Annotated in this window: 14 protein-coding genes, 2 pseudogenes and 1 other annotated feature; of the genes and pseudogenes, 1 reads left to right on the forward strand and 15 read right to left on the reverse strand. The window is 42.3% G+C overall.

Annotated elements, in window-relative coordinates; all coding sequences use genetic code 11:
- Positions 1 to 64: 64 nt before the first annotated feature.
- Positions 65 to 844, forward strand: a complete 780-nt coding sequence (locus M2353_RS13405; protein ID WP_039168868.1) for an HAD family hydrolase — start codon at positions 65 to 67, stop codon at positions 842 to 844.
- 55 nt (positions 845 to 899) lie between these two features.
- On the opposite strand, the pseudogene M2353_RS20250 reads toward M2353_RS13405, so the two are convergent.
- The 15 genes and pseudogenes from M2353_RS20250 to polA form a co-directional block, all read right to left on the reverse strand.
- A pseudogene (locus M2353_RS20250) lies at positions 900 to 1,244 on the reverse strand (methyl-accepting chemotaxis protein); the annotation flags it as partial.
- A 174-nt stretch (positions 1,245 to 1,418) separates the two neighbouring features.
- A pseudogene (locus M2353_RS20255) lies at positions 1,419 to 1,808 on the reverse strand (PAS domain-containing protein); the annotation flags it as partial.
- 171 nt (positions 1,809 to 1,979) lie between these two features.
- Positions 1,980 to 3,920 (reverse strand): threonine--tRNA ligase, encoded by a 1,941-nt coding sequence (thrS, locus tag M2353_RS13415; protein ID WP_007501674.1) that lies wholly within the window; start codon positions 3,918 to 3,920, stop codon positions 1,980 to 1,982.
- Positions 3,921 to 3,965: 45 nt separating this feature from the next.
- Positions 3,966 to 4,213 (reverse strand) — a binding site (T-box leader).
- A 43-nt stretch (positions 4,214 to 4,256) separates the two neighbouring features.
- Positions 4,257 to 5,126, reverse strand: coding sequence for a putative sporulation protein YtxC (gene ytxC / locus M2353_RS13420; protein WP_008346029.1), 870 nt, complete (start codon positions 5,124 to 5,126; stop codon positions 4,257 to 4,259).
- A gap of 60 nt (positions 5,127 to 5,186) precedes the next feature.
- The gene (locus M2353_RS13425; RefSeq protein WP_284725569.1) at positions 5,187 to 5,825 is read right to left on the reverse strand and encodes a TVP38/TMEM64 family protein; all 639 of its coding nucleotides are present in this window, start codon (positions 5,823 to 5,825) and stop codon (positions 5,187 to 5,189) included.
- Between the two features lie 32 nt (positions 5,826 to 5,857).
- Positions 5,858 to 6,787 (reverse strand): primosomal protein DnaI, encoded by a 930-nt coding sequence (gene dnaI, locus M2353_RS13430; RefSeq protein WP_008346034.1) that lies wholly within the window; start codon positions 6,785 to 6,787, stop codon positions 5,858 to 5,860.
- A 17-nt stretch (positions 6,788 to 6,804) separates the two neighbouring features.
- Positions 6,805 to 8,226, reverse strand: coding sequence for a replicative helicase loading/DNA remodeling protein DnaB (gene dnaB / locus M2353_RS13435; protein WP_017367826.1), 1,422 nt, complete (start codon positions 8,224 to 8,226; stop codon positions 6,805 to 6,807).
- A gap of 99 nt (positions 8,227 to 8,325) precedes the next feature.
- Positions 8,326 to 8,784 carry a transcriptional regulator NrdR gene (gene nrdR, locus M2353_RS13440; RefSeq protein ID WP_003216720.1) on the reverse strand — a complete coding sequence of 153 codons (459 nt, stop codon included), beginning with the start codon at positions 8,782 to 8,784 and terminating at the stop codon, positions 8,326 to 8,328.
- A 4-nt stretch (positions 8,785 to 8,788) separates the two neighbouring features.
- Complete coding sequence (locus tag M2353_RS13445; protein WP_284725570.1) at positions 8,789 to 9,175, reverse strand: cytosolic protein; 387 nt, start codon at positions 9,173 to 9,175, stop codon at positions 8,789 to 8,791.
- Positions 9,176 to 9,359: 184 nt separating this feature from the next.
- Positions 9,360 to 9,740 (reverse strand): adenosylmethionine decarboxylase, encoded by a 381-nt coding sequence (speD, locus tag M2353_RS13450; protein ID WP_003216492.1) that lies wholly within the window; start codon positions 9,738 to 9,740, stop codon positions 9,360 to 9,362.
- 235 nt (positions 9,741 to 9,975) lie between these two features.
- Positions 9,976 to 10,998: a glyceraldehyde-3-phosphate dehydrogenase gene (locus M2353_RS13455; protein ID WP_008346043.1), complete on the reverse strand. Its 1,023-nt coding sequence runs from the start codon at positions 10,996 to 10,998 to the stop codon at positions 9,976 to 9,978.
- Between the two features lie 172 nt (positions 10,999 to 11,170).
- Positions 11,171 to 11,776: a dephospho-CoA kinase gene (gene coaE / locus M2353_RS13460; RefSeq protein WP_110487342.1), complete on the reverse strand. Its 606-nt coding sequence runs from the start codon at positions 11,774 to 11,776 to the stop codon at positions 11,171 to 11,173.
- A gap of 13 nt (positions 11,777 to 11,789) precedes the next feature.
- Positions 11,790 to 12,422 (reverse strand): sporulation membrane protein YtaF, encoded by a 633-nt coding sequence (gene ytaF, locus M2353_RS13465; RefSeq protein ID WP_007501684.1) that lies wholly within the window; start codon positions 12,420 to 12,422, stop codon positions 11,790 to 11,792.
- A 174-nt stretch (positions 12,423 to 12,596) separates the two neighbouring features.
- Positions 12,597 to 13,430: a DNA-formamidopyrimidine glycosylase gene (gene mutM, locus M2353_RS13470; RefSeq protein ID WP_007501686.1), complete on the reverse strand. Its 834-nt coding sequence runs from the start codon at positions 13,428 to 13,430 to the stop codon at positions 12,597 to 12,599.
- 25 nt (positions 13,431 to 13,455) lie between these two features.
- Positions 13,456 to 16,095: a DNA polymerase I gene (polA, locus tag M2353_RS13475; RefSeq protein WP_284725571.1), complete on the reverse strand. Its 2,640-nt coding sequence runs from the start codon at positions 16,093 to 16,095 to the stop codon at positions 13,456 to 13,458.
- Positions 16,096 to 16,241 lie beyond the last annotated feature (146 nt).

Raw genomic sequence — 16,241 nt, forward strand, 5'->3', positions numbered from 1 at the left:
AAAATGAACATGAGCCTGTCACATGCAATTGAGGGTAACTACATACATAACAAGGGAGAAGATCATGAAAGCCGTATTTTTCGATTTAGATGATACTTTGCTTTGGGATGAAAAAAGCATTCATACCACTTTTCAGGAAACATGCAGGGAAGCGGAAAAGAAATATGGACTTGATCCAGAATCGTTTGAACAGATTGTGCGTGAAGAAGCAAGAAAGCTGTACTCTTCTTATGAAACATATGATTATACTGTTATGATTGGCATTAATCCTTTTGAAGGACTGTGGTCTAATTTTAGTGAGCCGATTAGCGAAGGCTTTCAAAAGCTGAACGCCCTTGCACCAGAGTATCGCAAAAACGCATGGACGAACGGCTTAAAAGAGGCAGGAATTGACGATGAAGCATTTGGTCAATACTTAGCAGATTTCTTTGCAGCAGAGCGCAGAAAACGCCCGTATGTCTATGAAGAAACGTATCCTGTTTTAGAGCGCCTGAAGGGCACCTATGAATTACTCCTTTTAACAAATGGAGATCCTAGTCTGCAGAAAGAAAAGCTTGCTGGTGTTCCGGAACTTGCCCCTTACTTTAATGAAATTGTGATTTCAGGAGATTACGGAAAAGGAAAGCCTGATCCTGGCATCTTTGAGCACTGCCTTCAGCTGTTAAATCTCACAAAAGATGATGTCATCATGGTAGGAGATAATCCAAAAACAGATATTCTCGGGGCATCTCGCGTTGGCATCCAAACCGTTTGGATCAATCGTCATGGCAAGAAAAATGAAACAGATGTGACACCAGATTATGAAATTAAAGACTTACACGAATTGTTTGATATTTTAAAATAAACCATAGGAAAAACACCCTTCTCCTGATCGAGATTGGGTGCTTTTTCGTTTTCGGCTATACAATTGCTGCTAAACTTTGTGCTTGACGATCTAAGCCGCGTGCTGCTTCTCCTACATTCATGAATTCCTCGCTTGCCTGCTTGACAAGATCCCGGTTTGTAAACACGCTTGTCTTTGCACGGCTTGTTCCGGTGCTGACCTTTTCAACTTCTAAATGGATCGCCTTCACATAACGATCCACCTTTACGATCGCTTCCTTTGAATCTGTCGCAAGCTTACGGATTTCTGCCGCGACGACACTAAAGCCATTTCCATAGGAACCCGCATGCGCAGCTTCTATGGCCGCATTTAATGCGAGCAGCTGCGTTTGGGAAGCGATTGTAGCAATTGAGCTGATCGACTCCACCTGCTCTGTTAACCCTTCTAGCAAACTCATGTTTTGATCAGTTTCACTCGCGATATGTTCAAAAGAAGCATTTACACTTTGACTATGCTGGATGCCGATTTCCGCTCGCTCCATTAATTTTGCAGACATATCCTTTAAGTCTTCTACTACCTGCTTCATTGTGTTTTCTCTCTCCGTAATATCTGTTGCCACTTTGACGACAGCCACTACATTCCCCTCTTCATCGAGCACTGGTGTATACGTCGCTTCAAGCCATAAGGTGTCACCGTACTTCGTGATCCGCTGCACCTTTTCCTGAAACACTTGACCATTCTTCAAACGCTTCCAAAACATTTGATAACTTGCGTCTTCTGCAATATACGGAGGACAAAACTGTCTATGCTTTAAACCAATCATTTCTTCCTTTGAATACTTCATGGCTTTTGCAAAAATATCATTGACCCATAATACCTCGCCGGTGACATCAAATTCAATCATCGCCAGTGAGTGTTCTAACGCTCGAAGAACGGCTGATTGCTCCAATACCTGTGTTGATACAGTATTTGTTGTTTGAATCATCGCTTACATTCCCCCAATTTGCCTCTCTCTAATAGTACATACTTACCCATACTTTCGTACTATCTAAACGTATCATTTGCGCAATTGGATCACTAGTGGAGAATTTTTTTCCATAAGAAAAAAGCCAGCAACCTCAATAGATGAGATCACTGACTGTTTCGTTCGCCTTCATTATTTTTTTGCTTCTGCGACTGCATGTTTCACAAAAGCTTCGAGGTCCATTGTTTCTGAATCTTGTTCCCCATATTTTCTTACATTGACCGCGCCATTTTCTGCTTCTTGATCACCGACAACCAGCATGTACGGAATCTTTTGCATTTGCGCTTCTCTAATTTTGTATCCTATTTTTTCATCACGACTGTCTAGTTCTACACGCAGTCCTTCAAGCTGCAAACGTTCTTGCACTTTTTTCGCGTAATCTAGATGGACAGATGGTGAAACCGGGATGACTTGGAATTGTACAGGTGCCAGCCATGTTGGAAGAGCTCCTTTGTATTCTTCAATTAAGAAGGCAACGAAGCGTTCCATTGTGGACACAACTCCTCTATGAATGACAACTGGACGATGGTGTTTTCCATCTTCTCCGATATATGTGAGATCGAAACGCTCTGGAAGTAAGAAGTCTAGCTGTACAGTAGACAAAGTCTCTTCTTTTCCGAGAGCTGTCTTTACTTGGACGTCAAGCTTCGGACCATAAAATGCCGCTTCGCCTTCTGCTTCATAGTAGTCATGTCCAAGCTCGTCCATTGCATCTTTCAGCATAGACTGTGCTTTATTCCACATTGCATCATCGTCAAAATACTTCTCAGTATCTTCTGGATCACGGTAAGATAAGCGGAACGTATAATCATTTAAGCCGAAGTCTTGATACACTTCTTCAATTAGGCGAACTGTACGAATGAATTCGTCTTTGATTTGATCTGGACGAACAAAGATATGGGCATCGTTTAATGTCATCCCGCGAACACGTTGAAGGCCGGATAAAGCACCTGACATTTCATAACGGTGCATTGTACCAAGCTCTGCAATCCGAATTGGTAGTTCACGATAGCTATGCGGTTCATTTTTGTAAATCATCATATGGTGCGGACAGTTCATTGGACGGAGAACAAGATCTTCATTGTCCATTTCCATCACAGGGAACATGTCTTCTTGATAATGCGCCCAGTGGCCTGATGTTTTATACAATTCTACACTCGCAAGAACGGGTGTATACACATGCTCATAACCAAGGCGTACTTCTTTATCAACAATATAACGCTCAATGACGCGGCGAATTGTGGCCCCTTTTGGCAGCCAGAGCGGAAGACCTTGGCCCACCTTTTGAGAGTTCGCAAACAGTTTCAATTCTTTGCCTAGTTTACGGTGATCACGCTCTTTTGCTTCTTCAAGCAGACGTAAATGCTCGTTTAATTCTTCTTTGCTGAAGAAAGCTGTTCCGTAAATACGCTGAAGCATTTGGTTGTTACTGTCGCCTCTCCAGTAAGCACCTGCAAGGCTTAACAGCTTGAATTCTTTGATTTTCCCTGTAGACGGCAAGTGAATACCACGGCATAGATCGAAGAATTCACCTTGCTCATAAATTGTGACGGCTTCGCCTTCTGGGATTGCTTCTAACAGCTCTAGCTTCAATTCATCACCAATTGCTTCAAAGCGTGCTTTCGCTTCTTCTCTAGAAACTTCAATGCGCTCAATCGGCAAATTGCTGTTAATGATTTTTTTCATTTCTTTTTCAATCTTTGGTAAATCTTCAGGTGTAATCGCTACATCGATATCGACATCATAGTAAAAGCCATTTTCGATGACAGGGCCTACGCCAAACTGGACGTGATGCTCTTTTCCATAAATGCGTTTGATTGCCTGTGCAAGCAAATGCGCTGTGCTGTGTCGCATAATATCGAGCGCTTCTTCACTCTTATCTGTGATGATCTCGATTGTTCCACTTTCTAACAGCGGCGTACGCAGATCTATTTCTTTGCCGTTCAATTTACCGGCAAGCGCTTTTTTCTTTAGGCCTGGGCTAATTGATGCCGCGATGTCTTCTGTTGTAGCTGTTTTGTCAAACTCCTTGACTGCTCCATCTGGAAATGTAAGTTGAATTTGTTCTGACATCTCTAGTCACTCCTTTTTTTGGCAATATAAAAACCCCGCCCCCTGGAAAGGGACGAGGTTGAATAAACGGAATCGTGGTTCCACCCTTTTTCCCGTATTTGCAGCTTGCTTTGTCAAAAGCAAATACGGCTTGTGGTTCAATAACGGGAATTCCCGTCAGCTATTACTAAACAGTTCACAGCTGATGTTCAAAGGTGGTAAAGCAAATGGTCCTCTGCTAGGAAGCTTTCAGCCACGGCTTCCCTCTCTTTAAGCGGGTGTTCATTTGTTCATGTCCTTATCAATACGGTCTCTGTATGAAGTTACACCGTATTATAAAACGTTTTTTCGTGAAAATCAAGAAAGCTTTTCACTTTTCTTTTCCAAATGACTAGGAACAAATTGAACATGCTGTTCCTGAAACGAATGAGGCGGGAATACCTCAACTCTTTCTTGAAAAATATTTTGAATGGTTTGCACCATCGAGTGACCTGTATCATCTGTAAATAGGTCAATCTTTTGTGGCGCAATGGATACAAGCGGTGCAATCAACTGCGAATCAATATACATTGGATGCTCTCTTACAAACTGTCTGTCTATGTATTGTTTTTGATCACGCTCAGAAGCGTACCGAAATTCCCAAATCATCAGGCGGTCCTGATGCACAACATGTACTTTTTCAAGCTTAGGTTCTCTTGACATCACATAGTCTCGAAGGGATTGAATAAAGTTTTGATATTCTTGTTCCATTTTATATTCTTCGATGGATACTTCAACATAGTTCTTCAGCCTTCTGTCATACGCTGAGAGCCTAAATGTCATAAATGAACCAATGGAAAAAACACCTTTCTGTAAAGAAATCGTCTCAAGCTCTTTTTTTAACAGATCCTCCCTCGGTGGGTCTTGATGAATTCCAGGAATATCATCTAGATCCCCTTTCATGATGCTATGGGCGATCGAAAGAATTTGGTGCTGCTCTTCTGGATCTTTAAATAAGTATGTGTTTTCAAGGATGCTACGCATGCGTTCATTTTCTTTGCATTCCAAAAAAAAGTGAATCAGTAATGTCCGCACAATGTGCTCTATGGCTTCTCCTGATTTCTTCGCTTCTATGAGAAGCCGGTCTTTCCCTTGTTGAATCGAAATGTGATGCCGACTGTCCAAGTGTTCAGCAAGATGTAAAAAAGCGGCGGTATCATATTCATCTTCAAAGATTATTTCAAGCATGTTTGTCCCCCCTAACGACATCTGTTACATATATATGGGGAGAACATAAAAAATAGACGCCTAAAATAAATCAGGCATCTTTCTTTTTAAAATCAGTGGCACTGAGATAAAGATCAAATAAATCAAACAAACAATCGCTAAGGCGGCATAATTTCCGCTCACAAAGCTTGATCCAAGGACATTTAACGCCACAGTACCAGGTATTAATCCTAAAAAAGTCGCTGCCGTAAATGCACGATAATTCGCACGTGAAGCTGCTGCGGCATAACTGACAAAATCAAAGTGAATGGGCGCAATGCGTAATAAGAGGATATAAAGAAATCCATGCTCTTGAATACGGGACGTCACCGCTTTTAGCTTCCGATTGCTTGATTCGGTTTCCTGCTTGTTTGAACGGAAGGTTGAGGCAAGCAGGAAAGATCCTGTTGCACCTGCTGTCGCGCCAGCTAAGGCATAAATGGTCCCAAGGACACTGCCGAATGCCAAACCTGCTGCTAGCGAAAAGACGGTGAGAGGGACAAGCACAAATGGACGAAAAAGTGATAAGAAAAGAAAGACAAAGGGAGCCAACATCCCAAATTGAAGAATCCAATTCTTCACATCTTTCGGCGACAGTTGAAGATGCTGTTTGTTGAGCCACCATAGCACAGCAGCTAGAACCCCAATCACGAGGAAAAGCAGCCATTTTCTTTTATTCATTTCATCCGCTCCCCTTCACGTGACCTATCTTTTTATAAATGACGGCGATTTTCTCCTTCAAGCAGAACTGGTTCAGCTAGGTAGAGAATACGTTCCATTAATCGAGCTGCCTTCACCTCTTCTTTTTCCCCGCGCTGTGAGTACGTAAAGTGATGCTTTAACTCATTCGGTGAGAAATTAGAAGAGAAAAAAGTCGGCAGCTGCTCTGCCATGCGGTATTGCAAGATTGTTCCTAAAAGTTCATCTCGTACCCAGCTTGTCATCGACTCTGCTCCAATATCATCAAGCATTAAAATTGGTGTTGATTTGACCATATTCAGCTTCTCTTCGAGTGTATGATCAGCTAACGAATTCTTTAACTCTCTCACAAATTCAGGCACGTATACAAGGAGAGATGGATACTCTTTTACCGCTAGCTGCTGCGCAATTGCTGCCAGAATAAATGTTTTTCCGACCCCAAACTTTCCATGTAAATAGAGGCCTTTTCCCTTACCTGTTTCATCATAACTTTGCAGGAATTGACCTACTTTTTGAATGACTTCTTGTCTTCCAACCACATTTAAATCAGCAAACGTCGCTTGAAGAACATTCTGTGGAATATACATACTTTTCATAAGTTCTTGCTGTTTTTTCTGTCTATCAAGCCGCAGTTTGACAGGACAAGGGGAATATTCAATATCAATGCTCTGACCTTTGATCACAAGCTTCGGGTGATACCCGTCTAAAATGACATTTACATTCTCTTCCTCTAAGCAGTAAGAACAGCCCTTTGATTGTTGTACATATTCAAAGAGCCTGTTCAAGCTGCGATTGATCATGTCTTCTTGGATGTCCTCTTGATGCTCCTTTAAAAAAGCTTTTACATCTTCATCAGCTAGGACACTTTCTTTAATCTGATTGTATCTCACGCGAAAATCTACCCGCCCTTTTAGCTGATCAAATGAACGACCGATCGGTTTCATCTCCATCTCACCTCACATTAATGTGCATTGTACTTTTTCATATTATTAAACTGATCTAACAATTTTTCTTTTTCTCGTTCGAGGTCCTCTGTAGACAAGTTATCTGTCTGTTCTTTTGGCTGTTCTTTCGTTTCAGCTTCCTTCATCCAGTCAGGCAGTTTCTCCTCGCGGATCACTTTTCCTGATCCATATGATTGACGTTTATTTTTTTGCTGCGCCCATTCTGTCATTTGCCTATTCTCTTCTTTGGCAATTTTCATAGCAGCTGCCACGGTTTTAATTTTCTTTCGCACCCAGTGGGCGGCGATTTTCTGCATATATGTTTTGGACAGTTTCATATCGGTTTTTAGCAGTGTATAGTAGATCAGGACATTCATGACCCCAGGCTCTAGCTGCTGCTCAAGCATAATATCTTCAACAATTCTTAAGTCTGCATACGTCGGCTCAATGCCATCTGCCATATCTTTTAGAAGCTCTCTAGGCGAAATATGATCAAGCTTTTCAATCAATTTCGCATCAGGTGCATCTGCACCTGAATTCTGCGTGACATTGTGACGTAAATGTCTTGGCTGTTTTTGATCAATCAGCTTCGGCTGTTCGCCTCTGTATTCAATTTGATACCAGTCTCTCGCTGCTTTTCGCAGATCCTCAGTTGATATCATCTGATCTGAACCACAGGCACCTGCGACAATATTTTGCATTTGCAGCGGGGTGATGCCATAGACGACCGCTAACTTCTTAATTGTCTCTTTCACTTGCTTTGTCAAAGCTTTTCTTGGAATCATCATGTCCGACATGCCTGCTAACAATAGATCAAAATCAAAAGATTCATCTGAAAGCGGTGCAGGCTGACTTGAGCCAACTGTCACATATTCGTAACCCTCGTCAAGCGATGACGCCTGATTGATTTCCTCTGTCATCTTGCGCTCTCCTGGCTGCAAGACGTGAAACACTTCTTCAAACGATCGGGAGATGTTCTTTGCATCAGCAGGAACTCCTGGATAAGAAAAATAATCACGAAGCTGCATATATTTTGCTTTCTCTACCCGATGATACAAAAGGACATTCAGCATACCGTCTTGGAAAAATTCATCCGGTCTCAGCGGCGGCACGAGCTCATATGTAAACAGTCTGCCTTCTTCCGTTTCCTGTTCATATGTGCGGAGTAATCCGATCGCTTCAAGCTTTAAGCGCTCCTCAAAAATATCATTTAAATTCGTTTGCAGCATCACCATCAGCTGACGGTGAGGTGCGGGTTTCCCCCACATTCGATTTTGTTCCAGCTCTCCCCACAGCGTCATGTATAAACTGAAAGCGGACATGCCAATAAGCGGCTGATATAAAAGAGTAATAAGCTGTCTATCGATGTCACCGAGCAATGAAGCGCTTTTGACGACATACGGATCGACGGCTAGCACTTCCTTCCAATGCTCTGTCATATGCTGATCCTCCCTTAATACGGTTGTCTTCATTGTACACTCTTTTTGCGTTTTACGCTTTACGCAGGAAAAAGAGCATGAAGAATCTTCAGCTCTTTTTTAGCGTTCTTTCTTTAATAAATCTTTTAATTCATCAATAAATACATTGATATCTTTAAACTGACGGTAAACCGAGGCAAACCTGACGTAAGACACTTCATCAATTTTCGCCAGCTCGTCCATCACCATTTCCCCAACAAGCTCGCTTTTCACCTCTGACATGCCTTGGTTACGCAATTCCTTCTCGATGTTAAAGCAGACATCCTCGAGCTGTTTTAAAGCGACAGGACGTTTTTCACACGCTTTGATGAGGCCTCTCAGCATCTTTTCCCGGCTGAATTCTTCTCGAATTCCTTCTTTTTTCACCACAATCAATGGCAATTCTTCTAATTTTTCAAACGTCGTGAAGCGATATTGACAGCTTTCACACTCTCTTCTCCGACGGATGGACTTCCCTTCATCTACTGGTCTTGAATCAAGCACCCTTGTGCCAAGGTGCTGACATGTGGGACATTTCATTTCATCAGCTCCGATCTCTTCTTGGAAGTTGTTTGTCTAGTTCTTTATAGAGGGACAAAACAGCCTTTTGACTGTAGCCAAAGTCTGTTGGCAGTGCTGTTTCTGTTGTCACATTAAAATCGACAGCTGTTTCAAAAGGACGAATTGAAATGACAGTCGCCACGAGAAAAGCTTTTTTCGGCGTTCGTATGTTTGCGTTGATTTCACCTCGTTCTGCTGAAACAGATGTCACTTGATAGGAATCGTTTCTTGAAAGAACGGCTTCTACCGTTTGGGAAGCTTGAGTTTGTGTCGATTTGTAGTAATGGCTTTTCAGCTCTGACACTGGATGATGGTCAGATGTTTCTGTATGATTTGAAATGAATCGTTTGAGCTTTTGTCCTAAAGTCATACACGTATCCCCTTTGACATAAACCCTCTTCTTTATTTTATAAAAAAAACCTTTGTTTTCCTAGAACAAAAGTATAGACAGGTTGGATCATGCTGGATGTCGTGTATGGAACAAATATAAAAAGGAGCATAACACAAAGGCATTTAATGCTTTTGGCCAGCTCCCATTGCAATCTTTTTTATGTTTACAGTGCTTTGGCTTGCGCCTGTTTCACTTGTACAGGTCCCATGCCTCGAGGAATTTCGATGTTTTCTCTTGTTTCAGCACCTAGTTCATCTCCGATATGATCTGCTGCAATATTCGGATCTAGATCGCCGCAAGTATAAACATCTATGCTCGCATAACCATGTTCAGGAAAGCTGTGAATTGTCAGATGAGATTCAGAAATAATGACAACTCCACTTACTCCTTGAGGTGCAAATTTGTGAAAAGCAACCTCTCTTACTTCAGCTCCTGATTTCAAAGCTGCATTTACAAACGTTTTTTCAATAAAATCCATGTCGTTCAGTTTATCACAGTCGCATCCCCATAACTCGGAGATAACGTGACGTCCGATTGTTTCCATCATGGACCCCCCTTAAACAAGAATGAAAGAGTGAAGTTCTAAGCAGCCGGACCGGACATATACCACGGGGGAAAGTTAGTCCAAAGAGGTCCTAACCCTTTAAGTATACCCGAATGAGTCTGCGAACAAGAAGTTCACGAAAAATAGTATACTTTGTTTAGACCCATTTTGCAAGCTGTGTTTTTAGTGGGATTTTCTCTCATTTCTTGAAAAGGGACGTTCAGTCTTCTTCATTTCAAACAGCTGAAAGCTCTTTCATCTGGGAACCAACAAACTTTACAAGATCAACCACTCTGCAAGAATAGCCCCATTCATTGTCATACCATGCAAGAACTTTTACTTTTCTGCCTTCCATCACCATCGTTGTAAGTCCATCAACGACAGCAGAATAAGGGTTTGTGTTAAAGTCTGTGGAGACAAGTGGTTCATCTGTGTAGTCTAATATGCCAGCAAGAGATGTTTTTGAAGCCGTTGCAAAGGCAGCATTTACCTCTTCTGCTGTAACATCTTTTTTCAAGTCGACCACAAGATCAACCATCGATACATTAGAAACTGGCACTCGAAGTGCAAGTCCATGTAATTTCCCTTTCATGTGCGGCAGCACTAAAGAAAGCGCTTTAGCGGCACCCGTCGTCGTTGGAATGATGGACTGGGCACATGCTCTTGCCCGGCGCAAATCCTTGTGGGGGTTGTCGATATTTTTTTGATCATTTGTATAAGCATGAACCGTTGTCATTAAGCCGTTGTCGATGCCAAATTCATCATCTAACAATTTGACAACTGGCGCTAAACAGTTTGTTGTACAAGATGCGTTTGAAATAACGACGTGCTTTTCAGGATCAAGATCATCCTCATTGACACCCATTACAATTGTAACGTCTTCATTTTTACCTGGAGCTGTAAGTACGACCTTTTTCGCTCCGGCATCTATATGGCCCATCGCTTGATCTTTTGAATTAAATTTCCCTGTTGCTTCGATCACGATATCAATCCCAAGCTCTCCCCATGGAAGCTGCTTTGGGTCTCTATTATTGAGCAAAAGCACTCTTTTGCCATTGACAATCAACGCGTCATCTTCTGCTGTCACATCGCATTCGTAACGTCCATGATTTGTGTCATATTTAATTAAATGTGCTAGCGTTTCGGCAGGATAGCTTGCGTTCACCGCTACAATTTGAATTTGATCATCAAGCATTGCTTTTCTGAAGACCATGCGTCCAATTCTGCCAAACCCATTGATCGCTGCTTTTACCTTCATGAACAGGTCACTCCTCTATTATGTGTTATACTCAATAAATTTATTTATGAAATTAGTATATCACATTAGAATGTAATTGCCAGTATATAAACGTATATTTTCAAAAAAGGGCTGTTCTTTGCAATGAAATTGACGAAAAAAGCATAAAAAAAGAAGAGTACTGTATGTACTCTTACTTATCTGTATGTTCCCATTCGTTTAATATGTTCTCTAATTGCTTTCTAATAAAAGCAAGATCTTTTGTGTTTTCTATCACGCGGTCTGCTTTTTGGCATTTTTCCTCAAGAGGCTGCTGGGAGTGAATGCGATTCAGTGCTTCTTCCTCGCTCAGGTCGTTTCGATTCATGAGCCGCGACAGCTGCAATTCAGGCGTCGTGTACACAACGATGATGCGGTCGACTAGCCCTTCCAGCTTGCTCTCGAATAGGAGCGGGATATCAAGCACAACAAATGTTTCATTGTTGCTCACCCCTTCATCACGCTGCTCGAGCATTTCCTTTCTGACTTCAGGATGAACGATGGCATTGAGCTGTTTTCTTTTCTCTTCATCAGAAAAAATGATCGCACCAAGCTGCTGCCGGTTCAGTTCACCATTTGGCAGAAGAACCTCTTCACCAAAAGTTTGAACGATTTGATGAAGGGCAGCCGATCCTTTAGAAACCGCTTCTTTTGCAATGACATCAGCATCCACCACCCGAATGCCTTTCTCTTTTATCATCTGCGAGACTGTGCTTTTTCCGCTAGCAATCCCGCCTGTTAATCCAATGACGAGCGTCAATTCGTTTCCTCCTTTACAGCTTCCACACCCCAATTAAAATGAGCAACAGCCCTGGTAAGCATGCGAGTTTATCGATCCAGCGCCAATTGGCCAAATAATGACCTGCACGCAGTCCGATGCATACAAAAAGAGAACTCATCACAGCGACCGTGATGCTCATGACAATTGGAGAAAAACCAAGAATCGCAGCACCAATCCCTGCACCAAATGCATCGATGGATAAAGCAATTCCAAGAAGCACCGCTTCCATTCCATTAATGGTGCCAGAGCGGTCAATATCTGCACTTGTAGGCTTTCGCAAAATATGAATGACAAGCCCAAGAGACTGCACTTCTACATTGAGAAGTGTTTTTTCATGAAGGAGCAAATCACGCTCTTTCGCTGGTTTATAAAATTGATACAGAACCCAAAGTCCGATGGCAATTAAGATGCCTCCACCCAGTTTATCTGTCACTGAGACAGGGAGGAATGTCGTGAGCAGGCTGCCAATCAGCATGGAAATGAGCAACACAATTCCTGAACAGCAAGCAATAATAACGATGGCTTTAAATGGAATCCTCATCTTGCGAAGACCATACGTAAAACCTACAGAAAAGCTGTCAATGCTGACGGCAATAGCTAAAAACAGAAGCGAAAACGAAATCATACCTGTACTCTTCCTTTCTGTTCATGCAACGATGATCAAGAGTCTCTAGGCGTCCTTAGACTCTTCTTCACTATATGAAGAGCAGGTGGGCTGTGTGTCAGTCTACACCTTGCTGAAAAAAGAATGTTTTTTATCGTATGCATGGCAAAAAGGAAGCATGCTGACGGCTTACCTTTATGAAGGGCGTTTTTGGCAGGTCACACAAAAATGAGTGCCGCGCCCTCCCACCACTGTTTTCTCTATGATACTGCCGCACGTCTGACAAGGTTCTCCCCGCCGGTCATATACAAGAAGCTGTAATTGAAAAGTCCCAATATCACCTTGTGAATTGATGTAGGAGCGAATGGTGCTGCCTCCTGCATCAACAGCCACTTGAAGCGTGTCAATAATATGTTTGTGGAGCACCTTGCAAGATGCAAGACTTAGCTGATTCGCTTTTGTTTCTGGATGAATACCTGATTTAAACAGCACTTCATCTACATAAATATTACCAAGGCCAACCACGATTTTTTGATCAAGTAAAGCCGTTTTGACCACGCGGGAGGTTTTCTTTAATTGCTCCCATAAATAGTCTGGAGTAAATGAGTCTGAAAAAGGTTCATATCCCAGCTGTGATAGCGGAAGTTCTTTTTCTTCTTCGCCTGGCTGAAATAGATGCATCGTCCCAAATTTACGGACATCATGGTACCGAAGTTCGGTACCATCTGTGAACGTAAAGACGACGTGTACATGTTTATCATAAGGCTCACCAGTTTCATGTACACGGTATTTCCCTTCCATTCTTAAATGGGAGACCATCACATAGTGGTCTAAATGAAAGAGTAGAAACTTCCCTCTTCTTTCAATGGTTTGAATGGTTTCTCCTACCATCCTTCTAGCGAACTCTTCCGGTTCCCCAGGACGTTTGATGATATTTGGCCATTTGATATCGACCGTTTCAATCGTTTTTCCTTTGACTAACCGCTGAAGAGTGCGCCGGACGGTCTCAACCTCTGGTAATTCCGGCATGCTCCTCGCTCCTTTTTCTCTCTCTTTATTTTGCGTCGTACCAAGATGGACCTGAAGCGAAATCGACTTTTAGCGGCACATCGAGCTGAAGTGCGTTTTCCATGACTTCAGGGACGATTTTTTCTAATATGGCGATTTCTTCTTTTGGCGCTTCAAAGATCAGTTCATCGTGCACTTGCAATAACAGATTTGCCTGCAGATTCTCTTCTTTTAACTTTCGTGCCATATCAATCATCGCTTTTTTGATGATATCGGCAGCACTGCCTTGGATCGGTGTGTTCATTGCCGTTCTTTCCGCAAAGCTTTTCACATTAAAATTACGGCTTGTGATATCTGGGATATATCGTCTGCGTTTAAGAAGAGTGGTCACATATCCTTTTTGTTTTGCTTCCTGCACGATGTCCTCCATATAGGTTTTCACGCCTTTAAAGCTTGTTAAATAACGTTCAATGAAGGCCGCTGCTTCTTTTCTTGTAATCCCAAGGTTTTGAGACAGTCCATAATCACTAATTCCATATACGATTCCGAAGTTGACAGCTTTGGCTTGTCTTCTCATAGAGGAAGTCACTTCTTCTTCTGAGACATGGAACACATCCATGGCTGTTTTCGTGTGAATATCCATATCTTGCGTAAAGGCTTCAATCAAGTTCTCATCTTGAGAAATGTGCGCAAGTACACGCAGCTCAATTTGAGAATAGTCAGCTGCAAACATGACCCAGCCTTCTTTTGACGGAACGAACGCTTGACGAATTTTTCGGCCTTCTTCTAAACGAATCGGGATGTTTTGAAGGTTTGGGTCTGTTGAGCTTAGTCTTCCTGTTTGTGTAAGTGCCTGATTAAATCTTGTGTGCACTTTATGCGTATCTTTGCGCGTCACTTTCATTAAGCCTTCCACATAAGTGGATTGCAGCTTTCCTATTTGACGGTAATGCAGAATGGACCGAATAATTTCGTGCTTATCTTCAAGCTTTTCAAGGACATCCGCAGACGTAGAGTAGCCTGTTTTGGTCTTTTTGATAACCGGCAGTCCTAATTTTTCAAATAAAATCACACCAAGTTGCTTCGGTGAATTGATGTTAAATGTTTCTCCTGCTAACCGATGAATGGTTTCTTCATATTCCTTCAGCTTCTTCGTGAGTTCTTCACCCATTTTCTGAAGACGTTCAACATCCACTTTTACCCCAAGAGATTCCATTTCACCTAAGATGAGGGCAAGTGGCAACTCTAAATCTTCATACAGCTCATGCTGATCATTCTTTTCTAACGCTTCAAGGGTCAAATCATGCAGCGCAGAGATCGCTGCTGCTTTTCTTCCAAGATGGTCTTTTAGCTCTTCTTCAGGTGGAATCGCCTGTTTCGCTCCTTTTCCGTAAACTTTTTCATCGGAAAGGGCTATGTTCAGGCCATATTCCTTCGCCACACTTGCAACGTCCTCATAGGATTTCTGCGGATTGACCACATAGGAAGCGAGCAGGACATCGTTATCGACACCTTTAAGATCAACATCATGCCATCTGAGCGCAACAACCGCTCTTTTGGAATCAAAGACCCATTTCTTCTTCGTTTCATCCTGTACCCATTGTTTAAACGCTTCAGATTGCAGAGCATCTTCTTTTGTCATAAAAAATGCACCGTTCTCATTATGGATCGCAAACCCTATCAAATCGGCTTCGTGATAATTGTCTCCTAGCTGTTCTACCACAAGTGCAGCGTGATCTGTCAGCATGTCCTCCGTGACATCTGTCATTTTCTTCACGTCTAGTTCGTCTATTTCTACTGGTTCATCTGATTCTGGCGCTTCTCCTAAACGCTCTAGCAGCGTTTGAAAGCCCAGTTCTTTATAAAGCGAGATGACCTGCTCCATGTGAGGACCTTCATAGGCGAGCTCTTTGCTTGACACATCTATTGGTGCTTCTACGAGAATCGTCGCCAGCTTTTTACTCATCACCGCTTGTTCTTTATATTCTTCAAGCTTTTCTTTTAGCTTTTTCCCGCTGACTTCGTCAATATGATCAAGCAGATTTTCAACCGTTTCAAACTGCTTTAGTAATTTGATCGCTGTTTTTTCACCGACACCAGGCACGCCAGGGATATTGTCTGATGAGTCTCCCATCAGCCCTTTCATGTCGATGATTTGATCTGGTCTGAGGCCGTATTTCTCTTCAATATGGGCCGGTGTGTAATATTCTACTTCTGTGATGCCTTTTTTCGTAATGGCTACTGTTGTATGGTCTGTTGAAAGCTGCGTTAAGTCTTTATCTCCTGAGAAGATTTTGACCTCAAAGCCGTCCTTTTCTGCCTCTACAGCCAGTGTGCCGATAATGTCATCCGCCTCGTATTGCGGAAGCTCGTACCTTTTCACTTGATAAGCATCTAATAGCTCACGGATGAACGGCATTTGTTCTGATAGTTCTGGCGGAGTTTTTTGTCTTCCGCCTTTATATTCCTTAAAGGTCTCGTGACGGAAGGTGGTTTTACCCGCATCAAATGCTACGAGCATATGAGTCGGCTTCTCGTCTTCCAGCATCTTCATTAAGATCATCGCAAAGCCATAAATGGCATTTGTATGTACGCCTTTATCATTGGATAATAGCGGCAAAGCAAAAAAGGCTCGATAAGCGAGACTGTTTCCATCCACAAGTACTAATTTCTTTTGATCTGTCATCTTTTAATCCTCCATCGACTGAGCCGGCTCAGCCGTCTCTTTCGCACATTGTATGTTCATTTTATCAAAGTTTATTTTGAAAAGAAAATAGACGAGCCTGCATAAAAAAGGGACGAAAACAACAAGTGTTTTCGTCCTTCCAAAAT

The organism is Bacillus aerius, from assembly GCF_029894105.1.
Taxonomy (GTDB): domain Bacteria; phylum Bacillota; class Bacilli; order Bacillales; family Bacillaceae; genus Bacillus; species Bacillus altitudinis.

What these genes read in the sequence shown, in the direction of transcription:
- M2353_RS13405 (WP_039168868.1), top strand. Translation starts at nt 65, where the DNA reads ATGAAAGCCGTATTTTTCGATTTAGATGATACTTTGCTTTGGGATGAA.
- thrS (WP_007501674.1), bottom strand. Translation starts at nt 3,920, where the DNA reads ATGTCAGAACAAATTCAACTTACATTTCCAGATGGAGCAGTCAAGGAG.
- ytxC (WP_008346029.1), bottom strand. Translation starts at nt 5,126, where the DNA reads ATGCTTGAAATAATCTTTGAAGATGAATATGATACCGCCGCTTTTTTA.
- M2353_RS13425 (WP_284725569.1), bottom strand. Translation starts at nt 5,825, where the DNA reads ATGAATAAAAGAAAATGGCTGCTTTTCCTCGTGATTGGGGTTCTAGCT.
- dnaI (WP_008346034.1), bottom strand. Translation starts at nt 6,787, where the DNA reads ATGAAACCGATCGGTCGTTCATTTGATCAGCTAAAAGGGCGGGTAGAT.
- dnaB (WP_017367826.1), bottom strand. Translation starts at nt 8,226, where the DNA reads ATGACAGAGCATTGGAAGGAAGTGCTAGCCGTCGATCCGTATGTCGTC.
- nrdR (WP_003216720.1), bottom strand. Translation starts at nt 8,784, where the DNA reads ATGAAATGTCCCACATGTCAGCACCTTGGCACAAGGGTGCTTGATTCA.
- M2353_RS13445 (WP_284725570.1), bottom strand. Translation starts at nt 9,175, where the DNA reads ATGACTTTAGGACAAAAGCTCAAACGATTCATTTCAAATCATACAGAA.
- speD (WP_003216492.1), bottom strand. Translation starts at nt 9,740, where the DNA reads ATGGAAACAATCGGACGTCACGTTATCTCCGAGTTATGGGGATGCGAC.
- M2353_RS13455 (WP_008346043.1), bottom strand. Translation starts at nt 10,998, where the DNA reads ATGAAGGTAAAAGCAGCGATCAATGGGTTTGGCAGAATTGGACGCATG.
- ytaF (WP_007501684.1), bottom strand. Translation starts at nt 12,422, where the DNA reads ATGATTTCGTTTTCGCTTCTGTTTTTAGCTATTGCCGTCAGCATTGAC.
- mutM (WP_007501686.1), bottom strand. Translation starts at nt 13,430, where the DNA reads ATGCCGGAATTACCAGAGGTTGAGACCGTCCGGCGCACTCTTCAGCGG.
- polA (WP_284725571.1), bottom strand. Translation starts at nt 16,095, where the DNA reads ATGACAGATCAAAAGAAATTAGTACTTGTGGATGGAAACAGTCTCGCT.